The sequence below is a fragment of the Bacillus sp. SH5-2 genome, assembly GCF_008368905.1.
Classification (GTDB): Bacteria; Bacillota; Bacilli; order Bacillales; family Bacillaceae_G; genus Bacillus_A; species Bacillus_A luti.
Window position 1 is genome coordinate 18,033 of record NZ_QOSD01000021.1, and the last position, 21,122, is coordinate 39,154.

A 21,122-nucleotide genomic window follows, 5' to 3' on the forward strand; every position below is an offset into this window, starting at 1 on the left:
ATGAAAGACTATATTAATTCCCTTTATAAAAAGAAAAAATCACCTTTACCGAAGTAAAAGTGATTTTTTCTTATACATTATTTTCCTAAAACGAACTCAGCAACTTCGTCTAAGATCATTTCTTTACCTAGTGGGAAGTAACCTTTGTTTAAGTCTTCATTTTTAATTGTAAATACGTGGTTGTTTTTAACAGCGTTCATGTTTTTCCAAATTGATTCTTCTTGGAATTCTTTTAAGCGTTGAGAACCGTCACCAGTTGTAAATACAAATAAGTAATCCGGATTGTAATCGATTAAAGCTTCTTTTTGTACTTGTACTAGCGGTTTATCAGTTGGTGTACCTTTAACTGCTGGTAATTTTAAATCATTAAAGATTACACTACCGTAACCGTAGTCACCGTATACACGGAAAGCATTTGGATATGCAGCCATCTTCATGAATGTTGCATCGCCAGTTTTAGCGATGATTTTGTCATGTAATTTGCTTGCTTTTTCATCATACTGTTTGAACCATTCTTTTGTTTCTTTCTCTTTACCAAAGATTTGGCCTACTTCTTCAAATTTTGGACGCCATTGGTCTAATGGAGTTTTTAACATAACTGTTGGTGCAATTTTAGATAATTGATCATAAATTTTTTCTTGACGATTGTTTACAAGAATTAAATCTGGTTTTGCAGCAGCTACTGCTTCGATGTTAATTTTATCGCCCCAAGCAGAGCCAACTGGTTTAACGTCTTTTAATTTATTTGCAATATGTGCATCAATTTTTTCTTGAGATGTATTAGCAGTAATAATTGGTTTCATACCAAAAATTAATAATTCTTCTGTTGAACCACTAAGATCAGCAATTTTCTTTGGATTTGCAGGGATTTTAATTTCCCCTTTTGCATGTTGTACAGTGCGCTCTTCAGTCTTCGCATCCTTCGCATCTGCTTTCTTCTCTTCTTTGTTAGAACAAGCTGCAAATAGTACAGAAGTAACGACTAGTACCATTGCTAATAACGCCATTTTAAAATTCTTCATGTTCCCACTCCTTCTAGCTGTATTTCTCTTATAAGTTACAGTGAACTATAAGAAACAAGATTAACAATTAATTAATATATATTTATTAATTGTTGTTTATGCCCCGTTCTAACGGGTGTTCAACTTCCTATTTACTAATAAGAAGCTCAACGTCCATTAGAAGTCCCCCTCTTTACGAGGGGGGTTCTACTTATGCTTTTTTACGTAATTGATTATTAATCATCGCTAAATCATATGTTAAACAAATCGGTTTACAGTTTACTGGACACGGAACGATTTGAGCTTCAATCTCAAATACACTACGAAGTGTTTCACTTGTCATCACTTCATCTGGCGTTCCTTGTTTCATTAACTTACCTGCTTTTAGTGCAATCATATGATCTGAGAAACGAGAAGCATGATTTAAGTCATGGATAACCATAACAATCGTTCTGCCTTCTTCTTCATTTAGCTTTTTCAATAAGTTTAATACTTCTAATTGATGAGCCATATCTAAATACGTTGTCGGTTCATCTAAAACGAGTAATTCCGTTCCTTGTGCAAGAGCCATTGCAATCCATACACGTTGACGTTGACCACCTGATAAAGCTTCTGCTGGACGATTTGCGAATTCTGTCATTCCCGTCACTTCAAGTGCCCAATGAATGTAACGATAATCCTCTTCTTTCAACGTTCCAAATCCTTTTTGATGCGGAAAGCGTCCATATGAAACGAGTTCAAACACAGTAAGGCCAGTTGGCACTTCTGCAGTCTGTGGTAAAATCGCCATTTTCTTTGCAATTTCTTTCGTTGGCTGTTTCTCAATTGCTTTTCCGTCAAGGTAAACGGTACCTTTTTTTGCCTTCAAAATACGAGAAGCCGTTTTTAATAATGTGGACTTCCCACAACCATTTGGTCCAATAATTGTTGTAATTTTCCCTTCCGGAATTTCAACTGTTAATCCATCAATAATTAACCCTTCATTATAGCCAACAGATACCGCATCAACTGCTAAAGTTGCCATACAAAAAGCCTCCCTTTATTTTGTCCTCATAAGTAAGTATATGAAATATGGTGCACCAATTACAGAAATAACAAGACCGACCGGTATTTCTGAAGTTGTTAACACACTTCTTGAAATTACGTCTGCAAATAAAAGTAAAAACGTTCCTATTAGTGCAGCTGTAGGCAGCATAATTTGATGTTTACCACCAACGAGGCGCCTCGCTAAATGTGGAGCCATTAAACCGATAAAACCAATTCCTCCGGCAACAGCGACAGATGCACCAGCTAAACAAACTGCAATAAATAATAATTTACGTCTTTCCTTTTCTACGTTTACACCAAGACCAACTGCTGTAGAGTCGCCTAGGTTCATTACATTTAATATGTGTGCTTTACTAATAGCTAGTGGTAAGAAAATAACCATCCACGGAAGTACACTTAATACGAATTTCCAATCGGTACCCCATAGACTTCCTGCTAACCAAATCGTAGCAAAACGGAAATCGTTCGATGTCATCTTCATAGAAAAAATTAAACTAACAGCACCAAATCCAGCTGCAACAGCGATACCTACAAGTATTAATCGAGTTGATGAAACGCCGTCTTTCCATGCTAATAAATAAATAATAACCGCCGCTAATATCGCACCAACTAGCGCGAAAAATGGAAGGATAAATACAGATAAAAGTGTACCAGTTCCAACTTTTCCGAAGAAAAAGTAGACGAATACAACAACTGTTAATCCTGCACCTGCGTTAATACCTATAATACCCGGATCAGCAAGTGGATTTCGTGATAACCCTTGTAAAATTGCTCCTGACATAGCTAATGCCGAACCAACTAATATAGCAATAACCATACGTGGCATACGGAATTCAAATAAAATAACAGACTGATCTTCAGCCCCGAGCCCAACCAATGACTTTAATACGTCCATTGGTGGTATTTTAAATGTTCCTGTATTTAAACTCACTAAAAATACAGTAACGATTAATCCTACTAAAATTGTTAAAACAGAAATGTTCTTTTTTGTTAAAACGCTCGTCCTCACATTTTTCCTCTCCCTTCGTTACGTGCTAAGTAGAGGAAGAATGGAACCCCAATTAGCGCTGTAATTGCTCCAATTGGCGTTTCAAATGGCGGGTTAATAACGCGAGACAGCATATCTGCACACTCGATTAATAATCCACCTAAGACTGCAGAACATGGAATAACCCACCTATAGTCTGAGCCTACAAGGAAACGAGTCATATGTGGGATTACAAGACCAACAAATCCAACTGATCCCGCGATAGAAACCGCAGAACCTGTTAACACAAGAACAAGTACTGTTCCAATGAATTTAATTAATGTCGTATTTTGACCAAGTCCAATCGCAATTTCTTCACCAAAGCTTAAAATCGTAATATACCTCGACATCATAATCGCGATAAAAAGACAAACTAGACCGATCGGCACTAGCATATTGATGCTTTCCCATTTCACTCCAGCAACTCCGCCTGCATTCCACATACTTACCTCTTGGGCAAGATTGAAATACAGCGCAATTCCAGATGAAATGGCCCCTAATAAAGCACTAATTGCTGCACCTGCTAAAGCTAACTTCACAGGTGTTAATCCACCTGGTGAAGAAGACCCAATTCCATATACAATGCTCGCACCAAAAGCAGCTCCAATAAAAGATGCGATAACGAACATTAAATAAGGTGAATTAGGGAAGAATGCATACATAATTGCAATTCCGAATACAGCGCCATCTGTAATCCCCATTAAAGATGGTGATGCCAGTGGGTTTCTCGTCATACCTTGCATAATTGCTCCTGATACCGCTAAAAAAGCACCTGCAACTACGCCCCCTATTGCTCTAGGCATGCGAAGTTCTTGAATTACGTTATGATGCGTAATAGAACCGTCAAACTGAAATACAGCTTGCCATACAGTCTTTAAGCTAATATCAGCAGCGCCAAACGAAATAGAAACTGCCATACTTAAAGCTAATAAAACTGTGCCCGCTATTAAAATAATAGAAGCAATGAGCGGTCTGCTCTTAATCTCTTTGACACTCTCTTCTTGCTGTTCTATACTCCTTGCGCTCGCTTCCATCCCTCAACCATCCTAACCAACAACATATATTTAATGAAATGAAATTTATTCTCAAATAACAATAAAAAAATTAAGTAAATCAACTTTCTCTTGATAATGATTCTCAGAATCAGACACCTTCTATTCTACCTATCGCTTCCAAAGACTGTCAACCATTATTTCGAAATACAAATTCATATAAATCGAAATTTTAATGAATAGGTAATGTTCATCCATCATTGCATGTCAGTTCCGACCAAGTGCACTTTCATAGAATAATTTTTTCCTCTTATGGGCATAAAAAAAGAAGAGGAATCTGCTCACTCTTCTTTTTCTTACTTACTTAACTTTACTTCAATCTTTGTAATTAATTCATCTTCTGTTGGAGCCGCAACTGGACGGTTATTTACAAATGCGAATGATTTTTTACGACCAGGGCCACAGTAAGACTGACATCCAACTTCAATCGTTGCACATGAATCTACTTTTTTTAACTTCGGAATCAACGTTTTAACGTTCGTTGCCTGGCAATCATCGCACACACGAAATTCGTTTCCCATATATAACACTTCCTCTATTTCAAACTTTTCTCAAGTACATTTAAAAATAAACACTAAATGGTATTTTACCGTTCTTTGAAGCTCGTTGCAAGTCTCCCTACATAGCCTACTCTATATATAATTTATATACTCTCCTACAGAACCTCTCATCATTCATAGGAAAATTTTTCCCTTCCATCGAAATCTACCATATTTTTAAAAGCTTTGTATAAAAGCTCATTTTTTTGCCCATTATAAAAATAGGAAGTTCATAAAAAGAAAGGGAGTTGAATCTATGAAAGTAAGACAAGATGCTTGGACGGATGAGGATGATTTATTACTTGCTGAAACTGTACTTCGTCACGTTCGAGAAGGAAGTACTCAATTAAATGCATTTGAAGAAGTAGGAGATCAATTAAATCGTACATCGGCTGCCTGTGGTTTCCGTTGGAATGCTGTTGTTCGCTATAGCTATGAACAAGCTCTTCAACTAGCAAAAAAACATCGTAAAGATAAAATGCGTGCTGCAAGTGGTGAACAAGCGAAAAAACGTTTACTCTATACACCACCTGCTTCAGAAGCAATGGTGGATTATGAAGAACTAGTACAAGAAGAAACAACTGTACAATATAAAGAAGCTAGCTCATATCAAAAACCTACTGTTCCTGTTTCAAAAACTTCTATAACAATGCAAGATGTTATTTACTTTTTACAAACAGTCGGATCTTCAAATATAAAAGTAACAGCTCTTGAAAACGAGAATACGAGATTGAAACAAGAAATTAAAAGCCAAATGCTTCGAAATGAAGAGCTGGAAAAGAAACTAGAAAAATTAGAAAAGCAATCTCATACTGTACAAGAAGATTACGAAACACTTATGAATATTATGAACCGAGCTCGTAAATTGGCCGTAATGGATGATGAGGAACGCTCACAAACATCTTTCCGAATGGATCGAAACGGTAATTTAGAAAAAATTGCAGAATAAAAAGGATGCATGTAATGCATCCTTTTTATTCTTTCCCCTCTAAACTTCCCCTTTATATGCGAGAAAACTCCATTCTTCATTTTTTGCTATAATAGAGATTGTCATTTTATAAATAAGGGGTTAGTTATATGAGCAATTCCCGTTCCATTTTATCTCAGCCAGAGTGGCGTATTGTAGATCAGTCTAGTTTGGGACCAACATTCCATGCACTTCAGTCGTTCGCGATGGATGACACATTATGTACAAGTATTGGAAATGGCAAGTCAGCTGCAACGATGCGTTCTTGGGTTCATCACAATACCATCGTTCTTGGCATTCAAGATTCACGTCTACCACATTTAGGAGAAGGTATTTCCTTTTTAAAGGAAAACAACTTCAATGTTATCGTTCGTAATTCTGGCGGACTTGCAGTTGTGCTTGATGAAGGTGTGTTAAACGTATCACTTTTATTCCAAGAAACAGAGAAAGGTATCGATATTGATCTTGGATACGATACGATGTGGCATTTAATTAAGGAAATGTTAAAAGATTACGATGTTACTATTGAGGCAAAAGAAATTGTTGGTTCTTACTGTCCTGGTAGCTACGATTTAAGTATTCGCGATCAAAAATTCGCTGGTATTTCACAGCGCCGTATTCGCGGCGGTGTCGCTGTCCAAATTTATCTCTGCGCTACAGGAAGTGGCTCTGAGCGTGCCGCACTCGTTCGTGATTTCTACAACGTAGCAATTCAAGGAGAGGAAACACGCTTTACGTACCCTGAAATTGTGCCGAGTACGATGGCCTCACTCTCTGAATTACTTGGCGAAACCATTACAGTACAAGACTTAATGATGCGTCTTTTAAAAACACTGCAACAATTCGCTCCAAAGTTAACACCATCTCAATTAACAATAGATGAGATTCCTTTATATGAGACGAATTTACAACGTATTATTGATCGTAATAACAAGGCACTTGGCTTAGAAAAATAAAAACCGTCGCTCTTATAGCGACGGTTTTTATTTCAATTCTTTATAAAATTAAAGTGCTTGAGCTGCTGTGATTAAAGCTAACTTGTACACTTCTTCTTCGTTACATCCACGAGATAGGTCATTTACAGGCATGTTTAAGCCTTGTAAGATTGGTCCTACTGCTTCGAAGTTACCTAAGCGTTGAGCGATTTTGTAACCGATATTACCAGCTTCTAAGCTTGGGAATACGAATACGTTAGCATCACCTTTAATTGTAGAACCTGGAGCCTTTTTCTCAGCTACAGATGGTACGAATGCAGCATCGAATTGGAATTCTCCATCTAAAGTTAGCTCAGGAGCCATTTCTTTTGCAATGCGAGTTGCTTCTACAACTTTTTCTGTTTCTGGAGATTTCGCAGAACCTTTTGTAGAGAAGCTTAACATAGCAACGCGTGGGTCAATACCGAATAACTCAGCAGTTTTCGCACTTTCGATACCGATTTCAGCTAAATCTTGGCTGTTTGGTGCAATGTTAATTGCGCAATCAGCGAATACATATTTCTCTTCTTCACGTACCATGATGAATACGCCAGAAGTTTTTGTAACGCCTGGTTTTGTTTTAATAATTTGAAGTGCTGGACGAACTGTATCAGCTGTAGAGTGAGCTGCACCACTTACTAAACCGTGTGCTTTGCCCATGTATACAAGCATTGTACCGAAGTAGTTTTCGTCTTTAAGGATTTTGCGAGCGTCTTCTTCTGTTGCTTTACCTTTACGGCGTTCAACGAAAGATGCTACCATTGCATCCATTTCTTCGTATGTAGCTGGGTCGTAAATATCAACGCCTGCTAATGTTAAATTCATGCTAGCAGCTTTTGCGCTAATTTCTTCTTTATTACCAACTAAGATTGGTTTTACTAACTCTTCTTTTGCTAAACGCTCTGCAGCGCCTAAAATTCTTTCATCAGTTCCTTCAGGAAGTACGATAGAAATGCCTTTTCCTTGAACTTTTTCTTTTACTGTTGTAAATAAATTGCTCACGAATAAACCCTCCTACAAATGTTAAAAAACTCTATCTTTAAGAATACTGCTTTTCCTCTATATTTTAAACTTATAGCTCCTAAAAAATAGATAAAATAAAAATGATTATTTTTTCATAAAATTCAGCCATGGAATTCAGCTCATTTAAGGGCTCCTCTTTCCTTTAAATGTGACAATTTTATGCGCTGAAGTTTTATATAGATGATTTTAAAACTATATATGCTATAGTTAACGTGTAAAACTATCATTAACTGAGGTGAATAGAATGAGTGAAGCAACAACAACGTTAGATGGCTGGTATTGTTTACATGATTTACGTTCTATTGATTGGGCTGCATGGAAAACATTATCTAGCGACGAACGTGGACAAGCAGTGTCTGAATTTTTAAATGTCGTTGAAAAATGGAACGAAGTAGCTACTGCAAAAAAAGGCAGTCATGCAATGTATACAGTTGTTGGCCAAAAAGCTGATATTATGCTTATGATTTTACGTCCAACAATGGAAGAGTTAAATGAAATTGAGACAGAATTGAATAAAACAACATTAGCTGAATATATGGTTCCTGCATATTCTTACGTATCTGTTGTTGAACTAAGCAACTACCTTCCAGCTGATGAGGATCCATATCAAAATCCACAAATTTTAGCTCGCTTATATCCTGAATTACCGAAAGCAAATCATATTTGCTTCTATCCAATGGATAAGCGTCGCCAAGGTGATGACAACTGGTACATGCTTCCTATGGAAGAGCGTAAAAAAATGATGTACAGTCACAGCAAGATCGGTCGCCAATACGCAGGGAAAGTACGCCAAGTTATTTCAGGATCTGTTGGATTCGATGATTTCGAGTGGGGCGTAACATTATTCGCTGACGATGTTCTTCAATTCAAGAAACTTATATATGAAATGCGATTTGATGAAGTAAGTGCTCGTTATGGTGAATTCGGAACATTCTTCGTTGGAAACATCTTACCAGACGAAAAAGTAGAGAAATTTTTACACATATAATATTGAAAAAGGGACGAAATTCGTTCCTTTTTTTATTCCCCTCTATATTTCTCCTCAAAAAACTTCTTTTTCCCGCAAATTTGAACAAAAATCGACAAATCCCTTACAAAATTGTAACTTTTCTATATCCAAATTCATGCTAAAATGGTACGGGCTATATGCTAATAACGATGCGAAGGTGATAATTTATATGAAGAAAATCTTGTCTATTTTACTAGCACTTCTATTGTCAATTTCTTCCTTAGGAGTAACAACATCCCATGCGGAAGAAAAAATACAAATAGAAGCTGCTGCTGCACTCCTATTTGATGCAGATACAGGGAAAATACTGCATGAACAAAACCCAGATGAGCTGCTAGCTATTGCTAGTATGTCAAAATTAATTGTTGTTTACGCTGTTTTAGAAGCAATTAAAGAAGGGAAAATTACTTGGGACACGAAAGTAAATATTTCCGATTACGCTTATGAAGTCTCACGTAATAATGAATTTTCTAACGTACCATTTGAGAAAGGACGTCAATATACTGTAAAAGAATTATATCATTCTATTGTTATCTTCTCTGCAAATGGGTCTAGTATTGCTTTAGCAGAGCTACTTGCAGGAAGTGAGAAGAACTTCTTAAATCTAGCAAATGAGCATGCAAAAAAACTAGGGTTAAAGAAATATAAATTTGTAAACGCTACTGGTTTAAATAACGCTGACTTAAAAGGGAAACATCCTGAGGGTACTGATCCAAATGCAGAAAACTCTATGTCAGCTCGCGATATGGGTATACTTTCAAAAGCAATGATTACAAAGTATCCAGAAATGCTAGAGGATACAAAACAAAGATTTAGAAACTTCCCAGACAATCATCCAAAACCAATTCGTATGGAAAACTGGAACTGGATGTTACCAGGAGCTGCCTTCGCTTATGAAGGTACTGATGGTTTAAAAACAGGAAGTTCTGATACAGCTGGATATGGATTTACTATTACTGCGAAACGCGGTGATTTACGTCTTATCTCGGTTATTATTAAAACAAAGTCAATGGACGAGCGCTTCACAGAATCTCGTGAATTAATCGAATATGGATTTAATAACTTCGAAAAACAAAAGCTCAAGGTTGATAAAAATAACACAATCTCTGTAGTAAAAGGGAAAGAAGATCAAGTAACGGTTGCACCTGAAAAAGAAATAACAGTAATTGCGAAAAAAGGTAGCAAAGCACCTTATAAAATTGGGACCGAAGTAGATAAATCCATTGCTGAAGATGGACATTTAGTTGCCCCGATTAAAAAAGATGCTAAGGTCGGTTCAATTGTTTTAGAATCAACTGATAATAAATACGGTTTCTTAGACGGCAGTAAAAGTATGAAGGTTACTGCAAAAGCGACAGAGGAAGTTGATAAAGCAAATTGGTTCGTGTTAACGATGCGTTCAGTTGGTGATTTCTTCTCAGGATTATGGTCTAAAGTGTTTTAATAAAAAAGCTAGCGCGGGCTAGCTTTTTTTATTTTCCCTCTACATGTAAAACTTCGTTTGGTTGTCATATCTGAGTCCTTTTTCTCATACGTATGAACTAGTAATCGTTACACACTTCATCTAGAAATAAACCTCTTTCCAAAAGGTATTACAAAAAGAGAGGTGACACATAATGGGCGTTATTGCTTATAACGAAGAAGATGTAAAGTTGTTAGCTAGACTGATGCGTGCTGAAGCCGAAGGAGAAGGGCAACAAGGAATGTTAATGGTCGGAAACGTTGGAGTAAATCGTGTCCGCGGAAATTGTTTAGATTTTAAAAGCATTCGTAATTTACGTCAAATGGTTTATCAAAATCCTGGTGGTTTTGAGGCAACACAAAAAGGGTATTTTTATCAAAGAGCCCGGGAACAAGATATCGCCTTAGCAAGGCGAACTATTCAAGGACAACGTTTTTGGCCCGCTAACTTTGCCTTATGGTTCTTTAGACCTGAAGGTCCTTGTCCGCCAACTTGGTATAACCAACAAAACTCTGGCCGCTTTAAAAAGCACTGCTTCTTCCAGCCAAATGCTGGGGATTGCCCTAGCATATATTAAGGAATGAAAACAAGGAGGGATTTTTGAATGGCACAGCAACAAAATCCGTATTACGGAACAGGTTTCTATCAACCATCTGGAACTTACGTACAACCGCAACAAATGACCCCTGGGCAACAGCAGCAACAACAACAAGCGATGCAACAACAAGCTGCGCAAGCTCAATATGCCGTTTCTCAAGGCATGTTACCATTAGAACAGTCGTATATTGAAAATATTCTTCGCTTGAACAAGGGCAAGCAAGCTACGGTTGTAATGACTTATGAGCGTGGTAGCTCACTCGGTACACAATCTTATACAGGTATTATTGAGGCAGCTGGCCGTGATCATATTGTAATTAGTGAGCCCCAATCAGGGAAACGTTATTTACTACTAATGATTTACTTAGATTACGTAGAATTCCCAGAAGAAATTATGTATTTACCTAGTCAACAAGCAACTTATGCTCCAAGACCATAAAAAAAAGCTGGCAAATGCCAGCTTTTGTTTTTTATAATCCTTTTGCAACCGCAGTTCCGACTAGGATCCATGCCACGATAAATGCTACACCACCAAGAGGTGTAATTGGACCAAAGAACTTAATTCCTGTTGTACTTAACGCGTAAAGGCTACCTGAGAACATAATAATCCCAGCTACCATTAGCCAACCAGCAGTAGTTAAAAGTGATGATTGAATCTTATCCATCAATAAAGCAACTACGAATAGTCCACCTGCATGAAACATTTGATATGTAACACCTGTTTTCCAAACTTCTAACATTTTTGCAGAAATTTTATTTTCTAAACCATGTGCTCCAAAGGCTCCTAACGCAACAGATAGCCCCGCTGCAATACAACCTAGTAAAAAGAAAATTTTCATTCTAATTCCCCTTTTTTACTTTTATCATAAGCAATTTTTACATATAAGCCAAACGATTTATCTCCTAAAAATCTAATAAAGAATTACCGTTTGCATCATCTTCTTTTATATATACTGGTTCTCCAGAAACTGGCATAATCGGTTGGACTGTTGTCATAGGCTGCGATCCAATTATTTGTGATTGAACTTGCGGCTCTCTATACGTATGGGATTCCACTTGTTCATCTAATAATAAATCACATAATGCTCGCACAACTAATAAATGCTCTTTTGATTTTTGACCTTCACTACTTTTTGCCTTTGCAATTTCATTTGCCATTTTATTTAAAATCTTATCGCTCGATATTTGCATTCCTTGTCACCTCTTACTTTGTAGTTCTTTCTCAAATTGCCCCAGCTTCTCGACTGAACCAAATACTATTATCATATCATGTTCTTGCAGTTTTTCCTGCCCCGTTGGATTATGGATAATATCCCCATTTCTTAAAATCGCTAAAATTGTCACATCAAATTGATTCCTCACATCACTCTCTAGTAATGATTTACTAGTTAAGATAGAATCTTTTCCGACTGAAATTTCTTCAATTACAAATGACTGATCTACTCCATACAGTACTGTATCAATATAATGAACTGTTAGCGGATTCGCAATACCTTTTGCAATATGAATCCCTGCCATACTAGATGGATTAATAACTTTATTTGCACCAGCACGCCTTAATTTTTCTTCGGTTTCTGGCTTTTCAGCTCTCGCCACAATTTTAATTGTGTCGTTTAATCCTCTCGCTGTTAATGTAATAAATACATTTTCAGCATCATTCGCAACAATTGCAACTAAACCCGCCGCTTTTGAAATTCCAGCATGATGTAACACTTGATCTTCCGTTGCATCCCCGTGTACATACAAAAGTTTTTCCTGCTCCAATATACTTTCATCCTTATCCACCACGACAAACGGAATTTTCTTCTCCTGTAATTCATGTACAACTTGGAGCCCCACTCTACCGCAACCACATACTATAATATGATTTTGCAACTGTGCTATTTGTTTATCCATCTTCTTCCCCCGTACTGCATGAAATAGGTTCCCTTCAATAATCATAGCTGCCACTACACCGATTGCATACGTAACAATACCGACTCCAACAGGAATAATGAGCAGTGCAAATACTTTCCCCGCCTGCGTTATAGGTACCGCATCTCCGTATCCAACCGTCAATACAGTAATCATCGTCATCCAAAATGCCTGAAACAAACTAATCTCTTCAATTGTCATAAATCCTAATGTTCCTAGCATTACGACAAAAGTCATACATATAACTGCTATCCATAATTGCTTACGTGCATTCATATCATCTTTCAACTCTTTTCTCTATCTACAATCTTTGCCAGCGGAAATAAAATACGTATATACTAGAAACGGAATCTATGAAAGAGGTTGATATAATGAAGACATTTCTTTCCGCCTTACAATGGGCACTATTTATTTTAGCTGGAAGCCTTATTGTACCCATTAGCGTCGCAACTAGTTATGGTCTCGATGGCGCTGAAGCTATCGCGTTTGTACAAAGAACATTATTTGTTCTTGGGTTTGCTGGCCTACTCCAGGCTATATTTGGTCATAAACTTCCTATTCAAGAAGGACCTGCTGGCCTTTGGTGGGGAATTTTCTCCCTGTATGCAAGTTTAGGCGTCGTATTATTTGGATCAAGCAATGAAACACTTAAAGTCCTTCAGTACGCCTTCCTATTAAGTGGAATCATTTGTATTATTCTTAGCGTTTTTGGACTTATCGACAAACTCGTTCGCTACTTTACACCGACAGTCATTGGTACATATTTATTTCTTCTTGTCGCACAGCTTAGTGGCTCCTTCTTAAAAGGCATGTTTGGTCTTGATGGACAACATACGGAAGTACAAGCTGACGTATTTATTCTTTCACTCATTGTTATTTTACTATCCTTTTTCATTATGAAGCTACCTATTATTGGACAATATTCTGTTCTTTTCAGTATCGTCTGCGGCTGGATTTTATTTGCATGCTTCGGATTATCTAATCCAATAACACCTGTGACAGACATAATTCGTCTGCCATCTCTATTTGTTTTTGGAATGCCTCGTATTGAATGGAATATGGCAATTACGGTCGTTTTTGTCACGTTACTACTTCTCACAAATATGTTAGCAAGTATTCGCGTTGTACAGAGGGTGGTTTCTAAGTACGAAGAAAATCCCACTGAGAATCGCTTCAAACAAGCAGGCATTATAACAGGAATAAACCAAGTGCTAGGCGGTCTATTTTCAGCTATTGGGCCCGTCGCCATTTCTGGATCAGCAGGGTTTATTGCAACGACTAATATTTATAAACGACTTCCATTTATGTTAGGTTCAAGTTTTATTATTTTCATTAGTATATTTCCAAAGATCACTTCATTCTTTGCAGCAATCCCAGTTGCAGTCGGATATGCTGCCATTTATCCTGTATTCGCAAGTATGATTGGTCTCGCTTTTCGCGAATACGATACGGTCCAAAATAAAGAACGATTATTTAAAGTAGCTGGTCTTTCCATCTTCACTGGAGTTGGCGTTATGTTCGTCCCAGCAGGCGCATTTTCTACGCTCCCACCATTTCTAGCATCATTTTTAAGTAATGGTCTCGTTCTTGGATCTGTAATGGCGATCTTACTGGAAATACTATTTTCTCGCTCTAATGAAAAACAACTATCGTAAATTGGAAAACTTCCATTATTGCACTCTACCTGTAGAGTTGTTACGATAAATTATCATAGGCAATACGCCTATGATAATTTATCTACTTCTTTTCAAAGAGGTTCGATGTCTTACTATTATTCCTTAACATCTTCATGAACATGTATTTCTATTTAAATAAAGAAGGGAATTTTTGATATGACTTATAAAATGATTGTTTTAGATCTAGATGATACTTTATTACGCGATGACCATACCATTTCACCTCGTACGAAAAAAGCTTTAATGACTGCACAAGAGCAAGGTGTAAAAGTTGTACTTGCTTCTGGGCGTCCAACATTCGCAATGCGTGCAGTCGCAAAAGAATTACATTTAGAAGAATACGGCAGTTTTATTCTTTCATTTAACGGAGCAAAAATTATTAACTGTAAAACAGATGAAGAATTATTCAGTAGTACGTTATCTCCTGAAATCGTTCACAGTCTATACGATATTAGTAAAGAAGAAAATGTTTGGATTCACACATACATTGGTGACGATATTATCACTGAAAAAAACAACTCTTATACAGAAATTGAAGGTCAAATTACAGGTATGCCAATCGTAGAAGTAAATAACCTGAAAGAAGCTGTACAACAACCAGTTGTAAAAGTATTAATGGTAGAAAACCCAGAACATTTACAAACGGTAGAATCAAAACTACAAAAACAACTAGATGGCCAATTAAGCGTGATGCGTTCGAAACCATTCTTCTTAGAATTTACTGAATATGGTGTTACAAAAGGAACAAGCTTAAATCAATTAATTCAAACTCTAGGTATTGAACGCGAAGAGGTTATCGCAATGGGCGATAGTTATAACGATCAGGCGATGATTGAATTTGCAGGTCTTGGTGTTGCAATGGGCAATGCACCTGATGATATTAAAGAAATTGCAAATTACGTAACAGATACAAATATGAACGATGGCGTTGCAAAAGTTGTAGAGAAATTCGTTTTAAAAACGGAAGTACTTGTTTAATATTTTCATTCATAAAACCTATTTGAAGTCAAATACTTCAAATAGGTTTTCATTTAAATTACCATTCTTTTGTGACTATATTTTGAACTTTGCACTATTCTCGTAGTGCAAACTTTCTTTTTGTATATAATGAAACAAAATAGACTATTTTATTTTGAAAAAGAATACAAATTTACTATATACAAGCATACGTTAAAGGAGGCTACTTCATGTTATCTACACCAATTGGACGATTAAGAGCGATCGGCTTAATCGAGGGTATTTCTTTCCTATTACTATTATTTGTAGCAATGCCATTAAAATATTTCGCAGGATTCGCAACAGCTGTTAAAATTACAGGCATGGCTCATGGTGTGTTATTTATTCTATTCATCTTTGCGTTAATCCAAGTAACAATCGTACACCGTAAATCAATTTTATGGGCACTTGGGGCATTCGTTTCCTCAGTTATCCCATTCGGTACATTTGTACTAGATGCAAAACTAAAAAATGAACAACAATAATAAAAAGGTAGTTAACGACTGTTAACTACCTTTTCTATTTATCCCGCTATTTATGGGCTGAGAATCAGTAGGGGGATAAACAAAATCCCCACTGATTAAAGTTTCACTTTATAAATTTGGAATTTCCCAATCAATTTCTCTTTCGCCCATATTAGCTAAAATCGTATTTACTTTAGAGTATGGCTTACTACCAAAGAAACCTCGTCTTGCTGATAATGGACTTGGATGTACGGATTCGATAATATGATGATTCGTATTCGTAATTAACTTTTTCTTCGCCTGTGCGTGGCGTCCCCACAATATGAAAATAACTGGCTTTTCACGCTCATTCAACAGTTCAATCACACGATCTGTGAAGTGCTCCCACCCTTTTCCTTTATGAGAATTTGCTTCGCCTTGACGAACCGTTAATACTGTATTTAATAATAAAACTCCTTGCTCTGCCCATTTTACTAAATAGCCGTTATTCGGAATGTCATAACCATATTCATCTCGCAGTTCTTTATACATATTTAACAACGACGGTGGCGTTTTAATACCTGGTTGTACAGAAAAGCTTAAACCATGTGCTTGATTTGGTCCGTGATAGGGATCTTGTCCTAAAATAACAACCTTCGTATTTTCATAACTCGTATATTGCAAAGCATTAAATATATCTTCTACTTTTGGATAAACAACATGTGTACCGTACTCTTCTTTTAAGAAATCAGCTAAAGTACGATAATATTCTTTCTCAAACTCCGATGCCAATAATGGCCTCCAATCATTCTTTAAAACATTCTCCATGTCTTCACTTCCTGTCCGATTAGTTCACCATATCCTGCTTTGTAAATACTACAAATGAAATGATAAGAGAAACAACTGCCCAAACTGTTAAATTCATTAAAGAAAATCCCATTGATAGTCCTTGTAATGCAGGCAGCTTTCCTGATAAGTAATCCGTTAGCGATAAGTTCACACTAAAAATATATTTCGCACCTTCCCAAGACGTCGCGAATGAGCTTAAAATGCCACCTGCGATTAAAGCAGCTAACATAACACCCATTCCAGCTGGTGTATTACGAATTAAAACAGAAACCATAAAGGATATCGTTCCGACAACGATAGCAACAAACCAAGCTAGTCCGTACGCCATTAAAATATATTGCCACTGTGGAATAAGATGTACAAAATTTGTATTTAACGTCTCTTTATCAATAACAAACCCTGTTAAAACAGGTAAATTCCATCCCGAGTATCCAAATACAAGCCCCGATAATGCGTAAGCAAATACACCGACAAGGAGTAATATGAGCGAAATAAAAAATAACATCGTCACATACTTACTAAGAAGTATTTTCCAGCGCCGAATTGGCCGAGTAAGTAGCATCTTCATCGTCCCATCACTTCGTTCTCCTGAAACAATATCAATGGCAACGATCATGACGAGAAGTGGAATAAACAATGTAATCCCTTGCTCGATAAATGCTCTTACAAAAGTCGGCGCTCCTGGTGCCATCGGATTAATATTATGATCCAAATAATATTGTTGTTGTTCCACTCTTACTTTTAGCCAATCACGCCATTCTTCCGGCAATCTAGAGTTATTCAAACGGTTTTGAGAATCAACAATTTGCTGCTGCAATGATACTTTCCAATCCTTTGTACCTAGCCTTTTTTGTGTCGTTTCTATTTCACGATACTGCGCATACACAAAAAGTGGGATTAAGATTGCTAAAATAAGCATGACAACAAAAATACGTTTCTTACGATAAATCTTTTCTGATTCATTTAAAACTAGATTCGCAAATTCACGCATGCTGCTCACCCCTTGTGAGTTCAATAAATAAATCTTCTAGCGTAAACACAAGCTCCTTAACACTATGTACATCTATCCCATTTTCTACAAAATGTTTATTCCAGCTACTTATAGACGCAATATCCATGCGACATAGTAATCGTTCACCCTCTACACTCACTTCTCTTACCTCTTCAGCCGATTCTAGCATATCTTTTGCTTTTCCAATCGGCGTAACGATCCATTCTACGCGATCACTTGCTGTTTTAATCAATTCTTCAACCTTGGCAACTGTTATCATTTTTCCTTTATGAATAATAGCAACACGATCACATATCATTTGTACTTCACTTAGCAAATGACTCGAAATAAACACACTCATATTTTCTTCTTTCACAAGCTTATGTATGAATTCCCTCAGTTCCCTAATTCCAGCTGGATCTAAACCATTCGTTGGTTCATCTAATATAAGTAGCTTAGGATTTCCAAGCAGCGCCTGTGCAATGCCAAGGCGCTGCTTCATGCCAAGTGAATACGTTTTTACCTTGTCATGAATTCTTTCATCCAAATGAACCATTTTAGAAATTTCAATAATACGTTCATCGGATATGCCACCTAGCATACGAGCAAATTGCTTTAAATTTTCCCATCCTGTTAAATATGTATACAGCTCTGGGTTTTCAACGATACTTCCAATTTGGCGCATCGCTTCTCTGAAATTTTCCTTAATCGAATAGCCACCGATAGAAACCGTACCCTCTGTCGCTTTAATTAGTCCGACTAGCATTCGGATGGTAGTCGTTTTTCCGGCACCATTGGGTCCTAAAAATCCAAACACTTCTCCTTGCTTCACATCAAAGGAAATATTCTCTACAAGTGTCTTCTTCCCAATTACTTTCTTCAAGTCTCGTACGGAAAGTATCGTCGTCATTTTACCCCTCCTTGTTCTAGTTTTAATTTACTTGCAACATTTTGAACTAAACGTTCTGCCATATATGTGTAACCAACTTCATTCGGATGAAAATGATCAGAGTATAATAAATCTTTTCCGCGGTTTTGGAATAAATCAAATGTCGGTGTAATATACACATTTTTATCAGTTAACGCTAATTTCTCTAAAGATGCATTCCAGTCCACAACAATGTTTGAAGACCCTTTTAAATCTTCTACATCTTCAAACGGATTGTATAAACCGAGCCAAAAAATAGGGCTATCTGTATTTACTTTACGAATTTCTTCTATAATTTTCTTCGCTTCACTTTGAAATGTTTCCGTATCAGGGCGATACGTCTCTAAATCTATCTTTCCAAGTGATTCCCAACCTGGAAATAAATCATTCCCTCCAATTGTTAAGACGATTACATCTGCTTGCTTAATTGAGTATTGAGCACCACTACTCTCAATTTGTTTTAATAAGTCAGGCATTTTCGCACCACTAACTGCTAAGTTTGTTAATGCAACCTTTTGCTTATAATCTTTTTGTAAATCTTCTTTCATTCGTCCAATATAGCCAATTCCTTCTTTATCACCAACACCGCGTGTTAATGAATCACCTAAACTAACGATTTGTAACGTTCCTGTTTTCTTTTTCTCTTTTGCTAGTACATCGTTTTTCTTAATTAAATTTGAAGCTTTCGGATTTAATACATCATTTACACCTGAAACAAAGCCATATGCAAATAAACAGAAAGATGCAATTGTAATGAGTAGAATTACTTTTACTACTTTTGATCTCATATCAAAACCCCTTTTAGCCCTCATAGATTGTCCATAATTATACCAAACGAAATTTTGAAAAGCGATTTTCATACCTTCTCAATTATGTCGTTTCCCTATCTACTAACTCTGGTAATAACTCTATATGCTTCACATCTAATTTCTCTTCATTAACCTTTTCATATAATAATTTAAACGCTTTCACTCCAACATTTTTACTAGGATGCGAAATCGTTGTTATCCCTAATATATTTGCCACTTCTTGATCATCACATCCAATAATCGTAATATCCTCTGGAATACGGATTCCTTGTTTTTTCGCTTCTGTTACCATCCCCGCTGCAATATGGTTGCAAGATACAAGAAATGCTGTCGGTTTTACAGACATACGAACCCACTCCCTGACTACATTACGTCCATCTTCTACTGTAAAACAACCTTTAAACTTCCAATTATGTAACGGTGTTACCTTAATTTGTCCAAGCGAATCCTCATACGCTTTTTTTCGTCTTTCGCTATTTATGCTATTACTTCTTCCGATGCAATAACCAATACGTGTATGACCAGCATCTATTAAGCTTTTCATCCCTTGTGAAAACACTTTATAGTAATCAATATGTACACTTGAAATATATTTTGAATCTATTTCTTCACATGTTACAATTGGACCAAATTTCGTATATTCTTCAAGCTTCTCCTTACTATTCGCCCGAGAACATATAATAACTCCATCAAGTTTCTTCATTTTTAACATGTTCAAAATTTCTAATTCTCTTTCCTCACTATAGTTCGTCTGACAAAGCATCATATTATAATTTTTCTTTGCGGTTTCCTTTGATATCCCCTCAATAATAGCGCTATAATATTGATCATTTACGTGTGGTAATAGCACTCCAATTACATTCGTTTTCCCTTTCACTAAATGAATTGCATTTACATTTTGCGTATAATTTAATTCTTCTATAATTGCTAAAATTTCTTTTCGTTTCTGTTCATTTACGTACGGATGATTATTCAGTACACGTGAAACAGTTGAAACGGATACCCCAGCAAGTTCAGCAATCTTTCTTATATTCGTCATCTCATTCTCCCCTTCTCGCAAAAATTCTCACTTGACCTGGTAAGCTTTCCACAATATATCCTTTCCTAGCAAATACATTTAGAAAGGATATACAACTATGCTTCGATTCAAATTAGAATATATATTTTTCATTGGCGGTTTACTCATTCTCTCCATCGGCATTAATATGATGACAACAATTACTTCCTTTGGACTTAGCCCTTATGATTCCTTCTTTATTGCACTATATCAAAATTTCGGGATAAGTATTGGTTTTTGGATTTTCATGATTAATTTTGCCTTTACACTTATCGTACTATTTTGGAATAAAAAACAAATTACTATCGGAACAATTGTAACGATGATTCTTATTTCTCTTTTTGTTGATTGGATTGGTTCCATTACAACTATTATGGACGCTATCCGCTCTCTTCCAAAATATATAACACTTATTTGTGGAAATCTATTCGTCGGAGCTGGTATTGGTCTTTACGTCTCGACAAATCTTTGTGCAGCACCTCAAGAAGCTTTCGTTTTAACGGTTGCCGAGAAGAAAAAATGGACATTTAGAAAAACAGAAATTTCATTAGCTTTTTTATTTTTAACGTTAAGTTTCTTATTAGATGGCCCGATTTATTTCGGCACAATCATCTTGTCCTTTACAACTGGCTGGATTATTCAAGCATTCATTCAAATCGGCACGCAAATTTTAAACAAAAAAGAACCCATTAAGCAAGCTGCTTAATAGGTTCTTTCTGTTTTATCACGCTATTTGCGGGATGGACACCCCGCTAATTAAA

General features: G+C 36.5%; 24 protein-coding genes. 10 read left to right on the forward strand and 14 right to left on the reverse strand.

Going from position 1 to position 21,122, the window contains the following annotated elements:
* Positions 1-77 precede the first annotated feature (77 nt).
* The 5 genes from DN410_RS18865 to DN410_RS18885 all read right to left on the reverse strand — a co-directional run bounded on the left by DN410_RS18865 (position 78) and on the right by DN410_RS18885 (position 4,648).
* The gene (locus DN410_RS18865; protein WP_149177606.1) at positions 78-1,022 is read right to left on the reverse strand and encodes an ABC transporter substrate-binding protein; all 945 of its coding nucleotides are present in this window, start codon (positions 1,020-1,022) and stop codon (positions 78-80) included.
* 190 nt (positions 1,023-1,212) lie between these two features.
* Positions 1,213-2,025: an ABC transporter ATP-binding protein gene (locus tag DN410_RS18870; RefSeq protein ID WP_149177607.1), complete on the reverse strand. Its 813-nt coding sequence runs from the start codon at positions 2,023-2,025 to the stop codon at positions 1,213-1,215.
* Between the two features lie 15 nt (positions 2,026-2,040).
* Positions 2,041-3,057 (reverse strand): FecCD family ABC transporter permease, encoded by a 1,017-nt coding sequence (locus DN410_RS18875; protein WP_149177608.1) that lies wholly within the window; start codon positions 3,055-3,057, stop codon positions 2,041-2,043.
* Positions 3,054-4,109 carry a FecCD family ABC transporter permease gene (locus DN410_RS18880; RefSeq protein ID WP_149177609.1) on the reverse strand — a complete coding sequence of 352 codons (1,056 nt, stop codon included), beginning with the start codon at positions 4,107-4,109 and terminating at the stop codon, positions 3,054-3,056. The genes DN410_RS18875 and DN410_RS18880 overlap by 4 nt, the downstream gene beginning before the upstream one ends.
* 314 nt (positions 4,110-4,423) lie before the next feature.
* A complete protein-coding gene (locus tag DN410_RS18885; protein ID WP_149177610.1) occupies positions 4,424-4,648 on the reverse strand; it encodes a YuzB family protein in 225 nt (74 codons plus the stop codon).
* Between the two features lie 274 nt (positions 4,649-4,922).
* Between DN410_RS18885 and DN410_RS18890 the strand changes: the two genes are divergently transcribed.
* Entirely contained in the window at positions 4,923-5,615 is a 693-nt protein-coding gene (locus DN410_RS18890) for an RsfA family transcriptional regulator (RefSeq protein ID WP_149177611.1), read from the forward strand.
* Between the two features lie 128 nt (positions 5,616-5,743).
* Positions 5,744-6,589: an octanoyl-[GcvH]:protein N-octanoyltransferase gene (lipL, locus tag DN410_RS18895; RefSeq protein ID WP_149177612.1), complete on the forward strand. Its 846-nt coding sequence runs from the start codon at positions 5,744-5,746 to the stop codon at positions 6,587-6,589.
* Between the two features lie 48 nt (positions 6,590-6,637).
* Here the strand turns inward: lipL and pta are convergent, their stop codons facing one another.
* Positions 6,638-7,609, reverse strand: a complete 972-nt coding sequence (pta, locus tag DN410_RS18900) for a phosphate acetyltransferase (RefSeq protein WP_000067215.1) — start codon at positions 7,607-7,609, stop codon at positions 6,638-6,640.
* A 265-nt stretch (positions 7,610-7,874) separates the two neighbouring features.
* Between pta and hemQ the strand changes: the two genes are divergently transcribed.
* From hemQ to gerQ, 4 genes are all read left to right on the forward strand, one after another.
* Positions 7,875-8,618: a hydrogen peroxide-dependent heme synthase gene (gene hemQ, locus DN410_RS18905; RefSeq protein ID WP_001287595.1), complete on the forward strand. Its 744-nt coding sequence runs from the start codon at positions 7,875-7,877 to the stop codon at positions 8,616-8,618.
* A 190-nt stretch (positions 8,619-8,808) separates the two neighbouring features.
* Positions 8,809-10,083: a serine hydrolase gene (locus DN410_RS18910; protein WP_149177613.1), complete on the forward strand. Its 1,275-nt coding sequence runs from the start codon at positions 8,809-8,811 to the stop codon at positions 10,081-10,083.
* A 172-nt stretch (positions 10,084-10,255) separates the two neighbouring features.
* The gene (gene cwlJ, locus DN410_RS18915; RefSeq protein WP_149177614.1) at positions 10,256-10,678 is read left to right on the forward strand and encodes a cell wall hydrolase CwlJ; all 423 of its coding nucleotides are present in this window, start codon (positions 10,256-10,258) and stop codon (positions 10,676-10,678) included.
* Positions 10,679-10,705: 27 nt separating this feature from the next.
* The gene (gene gerQ / locus DN410_RS18920) at positions 10,706-11,137 is read left to right on the forward strand and encodes a spore coat protein GerQ (protein WP_149177615.1); all 432 of its coding nucleotides are present in this window, start codon (positions 10,706-10,708) and stop codon (positions 11,135-11,137) included.
* A 31-nt stretch (positions 11,138-11,168) separates the two neighbouring features.
* On the opposite strand, the gene DN410_RS18925 is transcribed toward gerQ, so the two are convergent.
* The 3 genes from DN410_RS18925 to DN410_RS18935 all read right to left on the reverse strand — a co-directional run bounded on the left by DN410_RS18925 (position 11,169) and on the right by DN410_RS18935 (position 12,888).
* Positions 11,169-11,537, reverse strand: coding sequence for a DUF423 domain-containing protein (locus tag DN410_RS18925; protein WP_149177616.1), 369 nt, complete (start codon positions 11,535-11,537; stop codon positions 11,169-11,171).
* Between the two features lie 64 nt (positions 11,538-11,601).
* Complete coding sequence (locus DN410_RS18930) at positions 11,602-11,889, reverse strand: YwdI family protein (RefSeq protein ID WP_149177617.1); 288 nt, start codon at positions 11,887-11,889, stop codon at positions 11,602-11,604.
* Positions 11,890-11,895: 6 nt separating this feature from the next.
* A complete protein-coding gene (locus DN410_RS18935) occupies positions 11,896-12,888 on the reverse strand; it encodes a potassium channel family protein (RefSeq protein ID WP_149177698.1) in 993 nt (330 codons plus the stop codon).
* A 95-nt stretch (positions 12,889-12,983) separates the two neighbouring features.
* On the opposite strand from DN410_RS18935, the gene DN410_RS18940 reads away from it, so the two are divergent.
* The 3 genes from DN410_RS18940 (at position 12,984) to DN410_RS18950 (ending at position 15,769) form a co-directional block, all read left to right on the forward strand.
* The gene (locus DN410_RS18940; protein WP_149177618.1) at positions 12,984-14,267 is read left to right on the forward strand and encodes a purine/pyrimidine permease; all 1,284 of its coding nucleotides are present in this window, start codon (positions 12,984-12,986) and stop codon (positions 14,265-14,267) included.
* A 177-nt stretch (positions 14,268-14,444) separates the two neighbouring features.
* Complete coding sequence (locus DN410_RS18945; RefSeq protein ID WP_149177619.1) at positions 14,445-15,266, forward strand: Cof-type HAD-IIB family hydrolase; 822 nt, start codon at positions 14,445-14,447, stop codon at positions 15,264-15,266.
* 209 nt (positions 15,267-15,475) lie between these two features.
* Entirely contained in the window at positions 15,476-15,769 is a 294-nt protein-coding gene (locus DN410_RS18950) for a DUF3817 domain-containing protein (protein ID WP_098858768.1), read from the forward strand.
* Positions 15,770-15,877: 108 nt separating this feature from the next.
* On the opposite strand, the gene DN410_RS18955 is transcribed toward DN410_RS18950, so the two are convergent.
* The 5 genes from DN410_RS18955 to DN410_RS18975 are packed head-to-tail and all read right to left on the reverse strand — an operon-like array spanning position 15,878 to position 20,343.
* Positions 15,878-16,555, reverse strand: coding sequence for a uracil-DNA glycosylase (locus DN410_RS18955; RefSeq protein ID WP_149177620.1), 678 nt, complete (start codon positions 16,553-16,555; stop codon positions 15,878-15,880).
* A 19-nt stretch (positions 16,556-16,574) separates the two neighbouring features.
* Positions 16,575-17,567, reverse strand: a complete 993-nt coding sequence (locus DN410_RS18960) for an ABC transporter permease subunit (protein WP_149177621.1) — start codon at positions 17,565-17,567, stop codon at positions 16,575-16,577.
* The gene (locus DN410_RS18965; protein WP_149177622.1) at positions 17,560-18,477 is read right to left on the reverse strand and encodes an ABC transporter ATP-binding protein; all 918 of its coding nucleotides are present in this window, start codon (positions 18,475-18,477) and stop codon (positions 17,560-17,562) included. The genes DN410_RS18960 and DN410_RS18965 overlap by 8 nt, the downstream gene beginning before the upstream one ends.
* A complete protein-coding gene (locus tag DN410_RS18970; protein WP_149177623.1) occupies positions 18,474-19,355 on the reverse strand; it encodes an SGNH/GDSL hydrolase family protein in 882 nt (293 codons plus the stop codon). The genes DN410_RS18965 and DN410_RS18970 overlap by 4 nt, the downstream gene beginning before the upstream one ends.
* 10 nt (positions 19,356-19,365) lie before the next feature.
* The gene (locus DN410_RS18975; protein WP_149177624.1) at positions 19,366-20,343 is read right to left on the reverse strand and encodes a LacI family DNA-binding transcriptional regulator; all 978 of its coding nucleotides are present in this window, start codon (positions 20,341-20,343) and stop codon (positions 19,366-19,368) included.
* Positions 20,344-20,440: 97 nt separating this feature from the next.
* Here DN410_RS18975 and DN410_RS18980 point away from each other — a divergent pair, with 97 nt between their 5' ends.
* Positions 20,441-21,067 (forward strand): YczE/YyaS/YitT family protein, encoded by a 627-nt coding sequence (locus DN410_RS18980; RefSeq protein WP_000943422.1) that lies wholly within the window; start codon positions 20,441-20,443, stop codon positions 21,065-21,067.
* The last annotated feature ends 55 nt before the right edge of the window (positions 21,068-21,122 follow it).

Excerpts from the sequence above, each read along its gene's own strand:
- DN410_RS18865 (WP_149177606.1), bottom strand. The coding sequence starts at position 1,022 with ATGAAGAATTTTAAAATGGCGTTATTAGCAATGGTACTAGTCGTTACT.
- DN410_RS18870 (WP_149177607.1), bottom strand. The coding sequence starts at position 2,025 with ATGGCAACTTTAGCAGTTGATGCGGTATCTGTTGGCTATAATGAAGGG.
- DN410_RS18880 (WP_149177609.1), bottom strand. The coding sequence starts at position 4,109 with ATGGAAGCGAGCGCAAGGAGTATAGAACAGCAAGAAGAGAGTGTCAAA.
- DN410_RS18885 (WP_149177610.1), bottom strand. The coding sequence starts at position 4,648 with ATGGGAAACGAATTTCGTGTGTGCGATGATTGCCAGGCAACGAACGTT.
- DN410_RS18890 (WP_149177611.1), top strand. The coding sequence starts at position 4,923 with ATGAAAGTAAGACAAGATGCTTGGACGGATGAGGATGATTTATTACTT.
- lipL (WP_149177612.1), top strand. The coding sequence starts at position 5,744 with ATGAGCAATTCCCGTTCCATTTTATCTCAGCCAGAGTGGCGTATTGTA.
- hemQ (WP_001287595.1), top strand. The coding sequence starts at position 7,875 with ATGAGTGAAGCAACAACAACGTTAGATGGCTGGTATTGTTTACATGAT.
- DN410_RS18910 (WP_149177613.1), top strand. The coding sequence starts at position 8,809 with ATGAAGAAAATCTTGTCTATTTTACTAGCACTTCTATTGTCAATTTCT.
- cwlJ (WP_149177614.1), top strand. The coding sequence starts at position 10,256 with ATGGGCGTTATTGCTTATAACGAAGAAGATGTAAAGTTGTTAGCTAGA.
- gerQ (WP_149177615.1), top strand. The coding sequence starts at position 10,706 with ATGGCACAGCAACAAAATCCGTATTACGGAACAGGTTTCTATCAACCA.
- DN410_RS18925 (WP_149177616.1), bottom strand. The coding sequence starts at position 11,537 with ATGAAAATTTTCTTTTTACTAGGTTGTATTGCAGCGGGGCTATCTGTT.
- DN410_RS18930 (WP_149177617.1), bottom strand. The coding sequence starts at position 11,889 with ATGCAAATATCGAGCGATAAGATTTTAAATAAAATGGCAAATGAAATT.
- DN410_RS18935 (WP_149177698.1), bottom strand. The coding sequence starts at position 12,888 with ATGAATGCACGTAAGCAATTATGGATAGCAGTTATATGTATGACTTTT.
- DN410_RS18940 (WP_149177618.1), top strand. The coding sequence starts at position 12,984 with ATGAAGACATTTCTTTCCGCCTTACAATGGGCACTATTTATTTTAGCT.
- DN410_RS18945 (WP_149177619.1), top strand. The coding sequence starts at position 14,445 with ATGACTTATAAAATGATTGTTTTAGATCTAGATGATACTTTATTACGC.
- DN410_RS18950 (WP_098858768.1), top strand. The coding sequence starts at position 15,476 with ATGTTATCTACACCAATTGGACGATTAAGAGCGATCGGCTTAATCGAG.
- DN410_RS18955 (WP_149177620.1), bottom strand. The coding sequence starts at position 16,555 with ATGGAGAATGTTTTAAAGAATGATTGGAGGCCATTATTGGCATCGGAG.
- DN410_RS18960 (WP_149177621.1), bottom strand. The coding sequence starts at position 17,567 with ATGCGTGAATTTGCGAATCTAGTTTTAAATGAATCAGAAAAGATTTAT.
- DN410_RS18965 (WP_149177622.1), bottom strand. The coding sequence starts at position 18,477 with ATGACGACGATACTTTCCGTACGAGACTTGAAGAAAGTAATTGGGAAG.
- DN410_RS18970 (WP_149177623.1), bottom strand. The coding sequence starts at position 19,355 with ATGAAAATCGCTTTTCAAAATTTCGTTTGGTATAATTATGGACAATCT.
- DN410_RS18975 (WP_149177624.1), bottom strand. The coding sequence starts at position 20,343 with ATGACGAATATAAGAAAGATTGCTGAACTTGCTGGGGTATCCGTTTCA.
- DN410_RS18980 (WP_000943422.1), top strand. The coding sequence starts at position 20,441 with ATGCTTCGATTCAAATTAGAATATATATTTTTCATTGGCGGTTTACTC.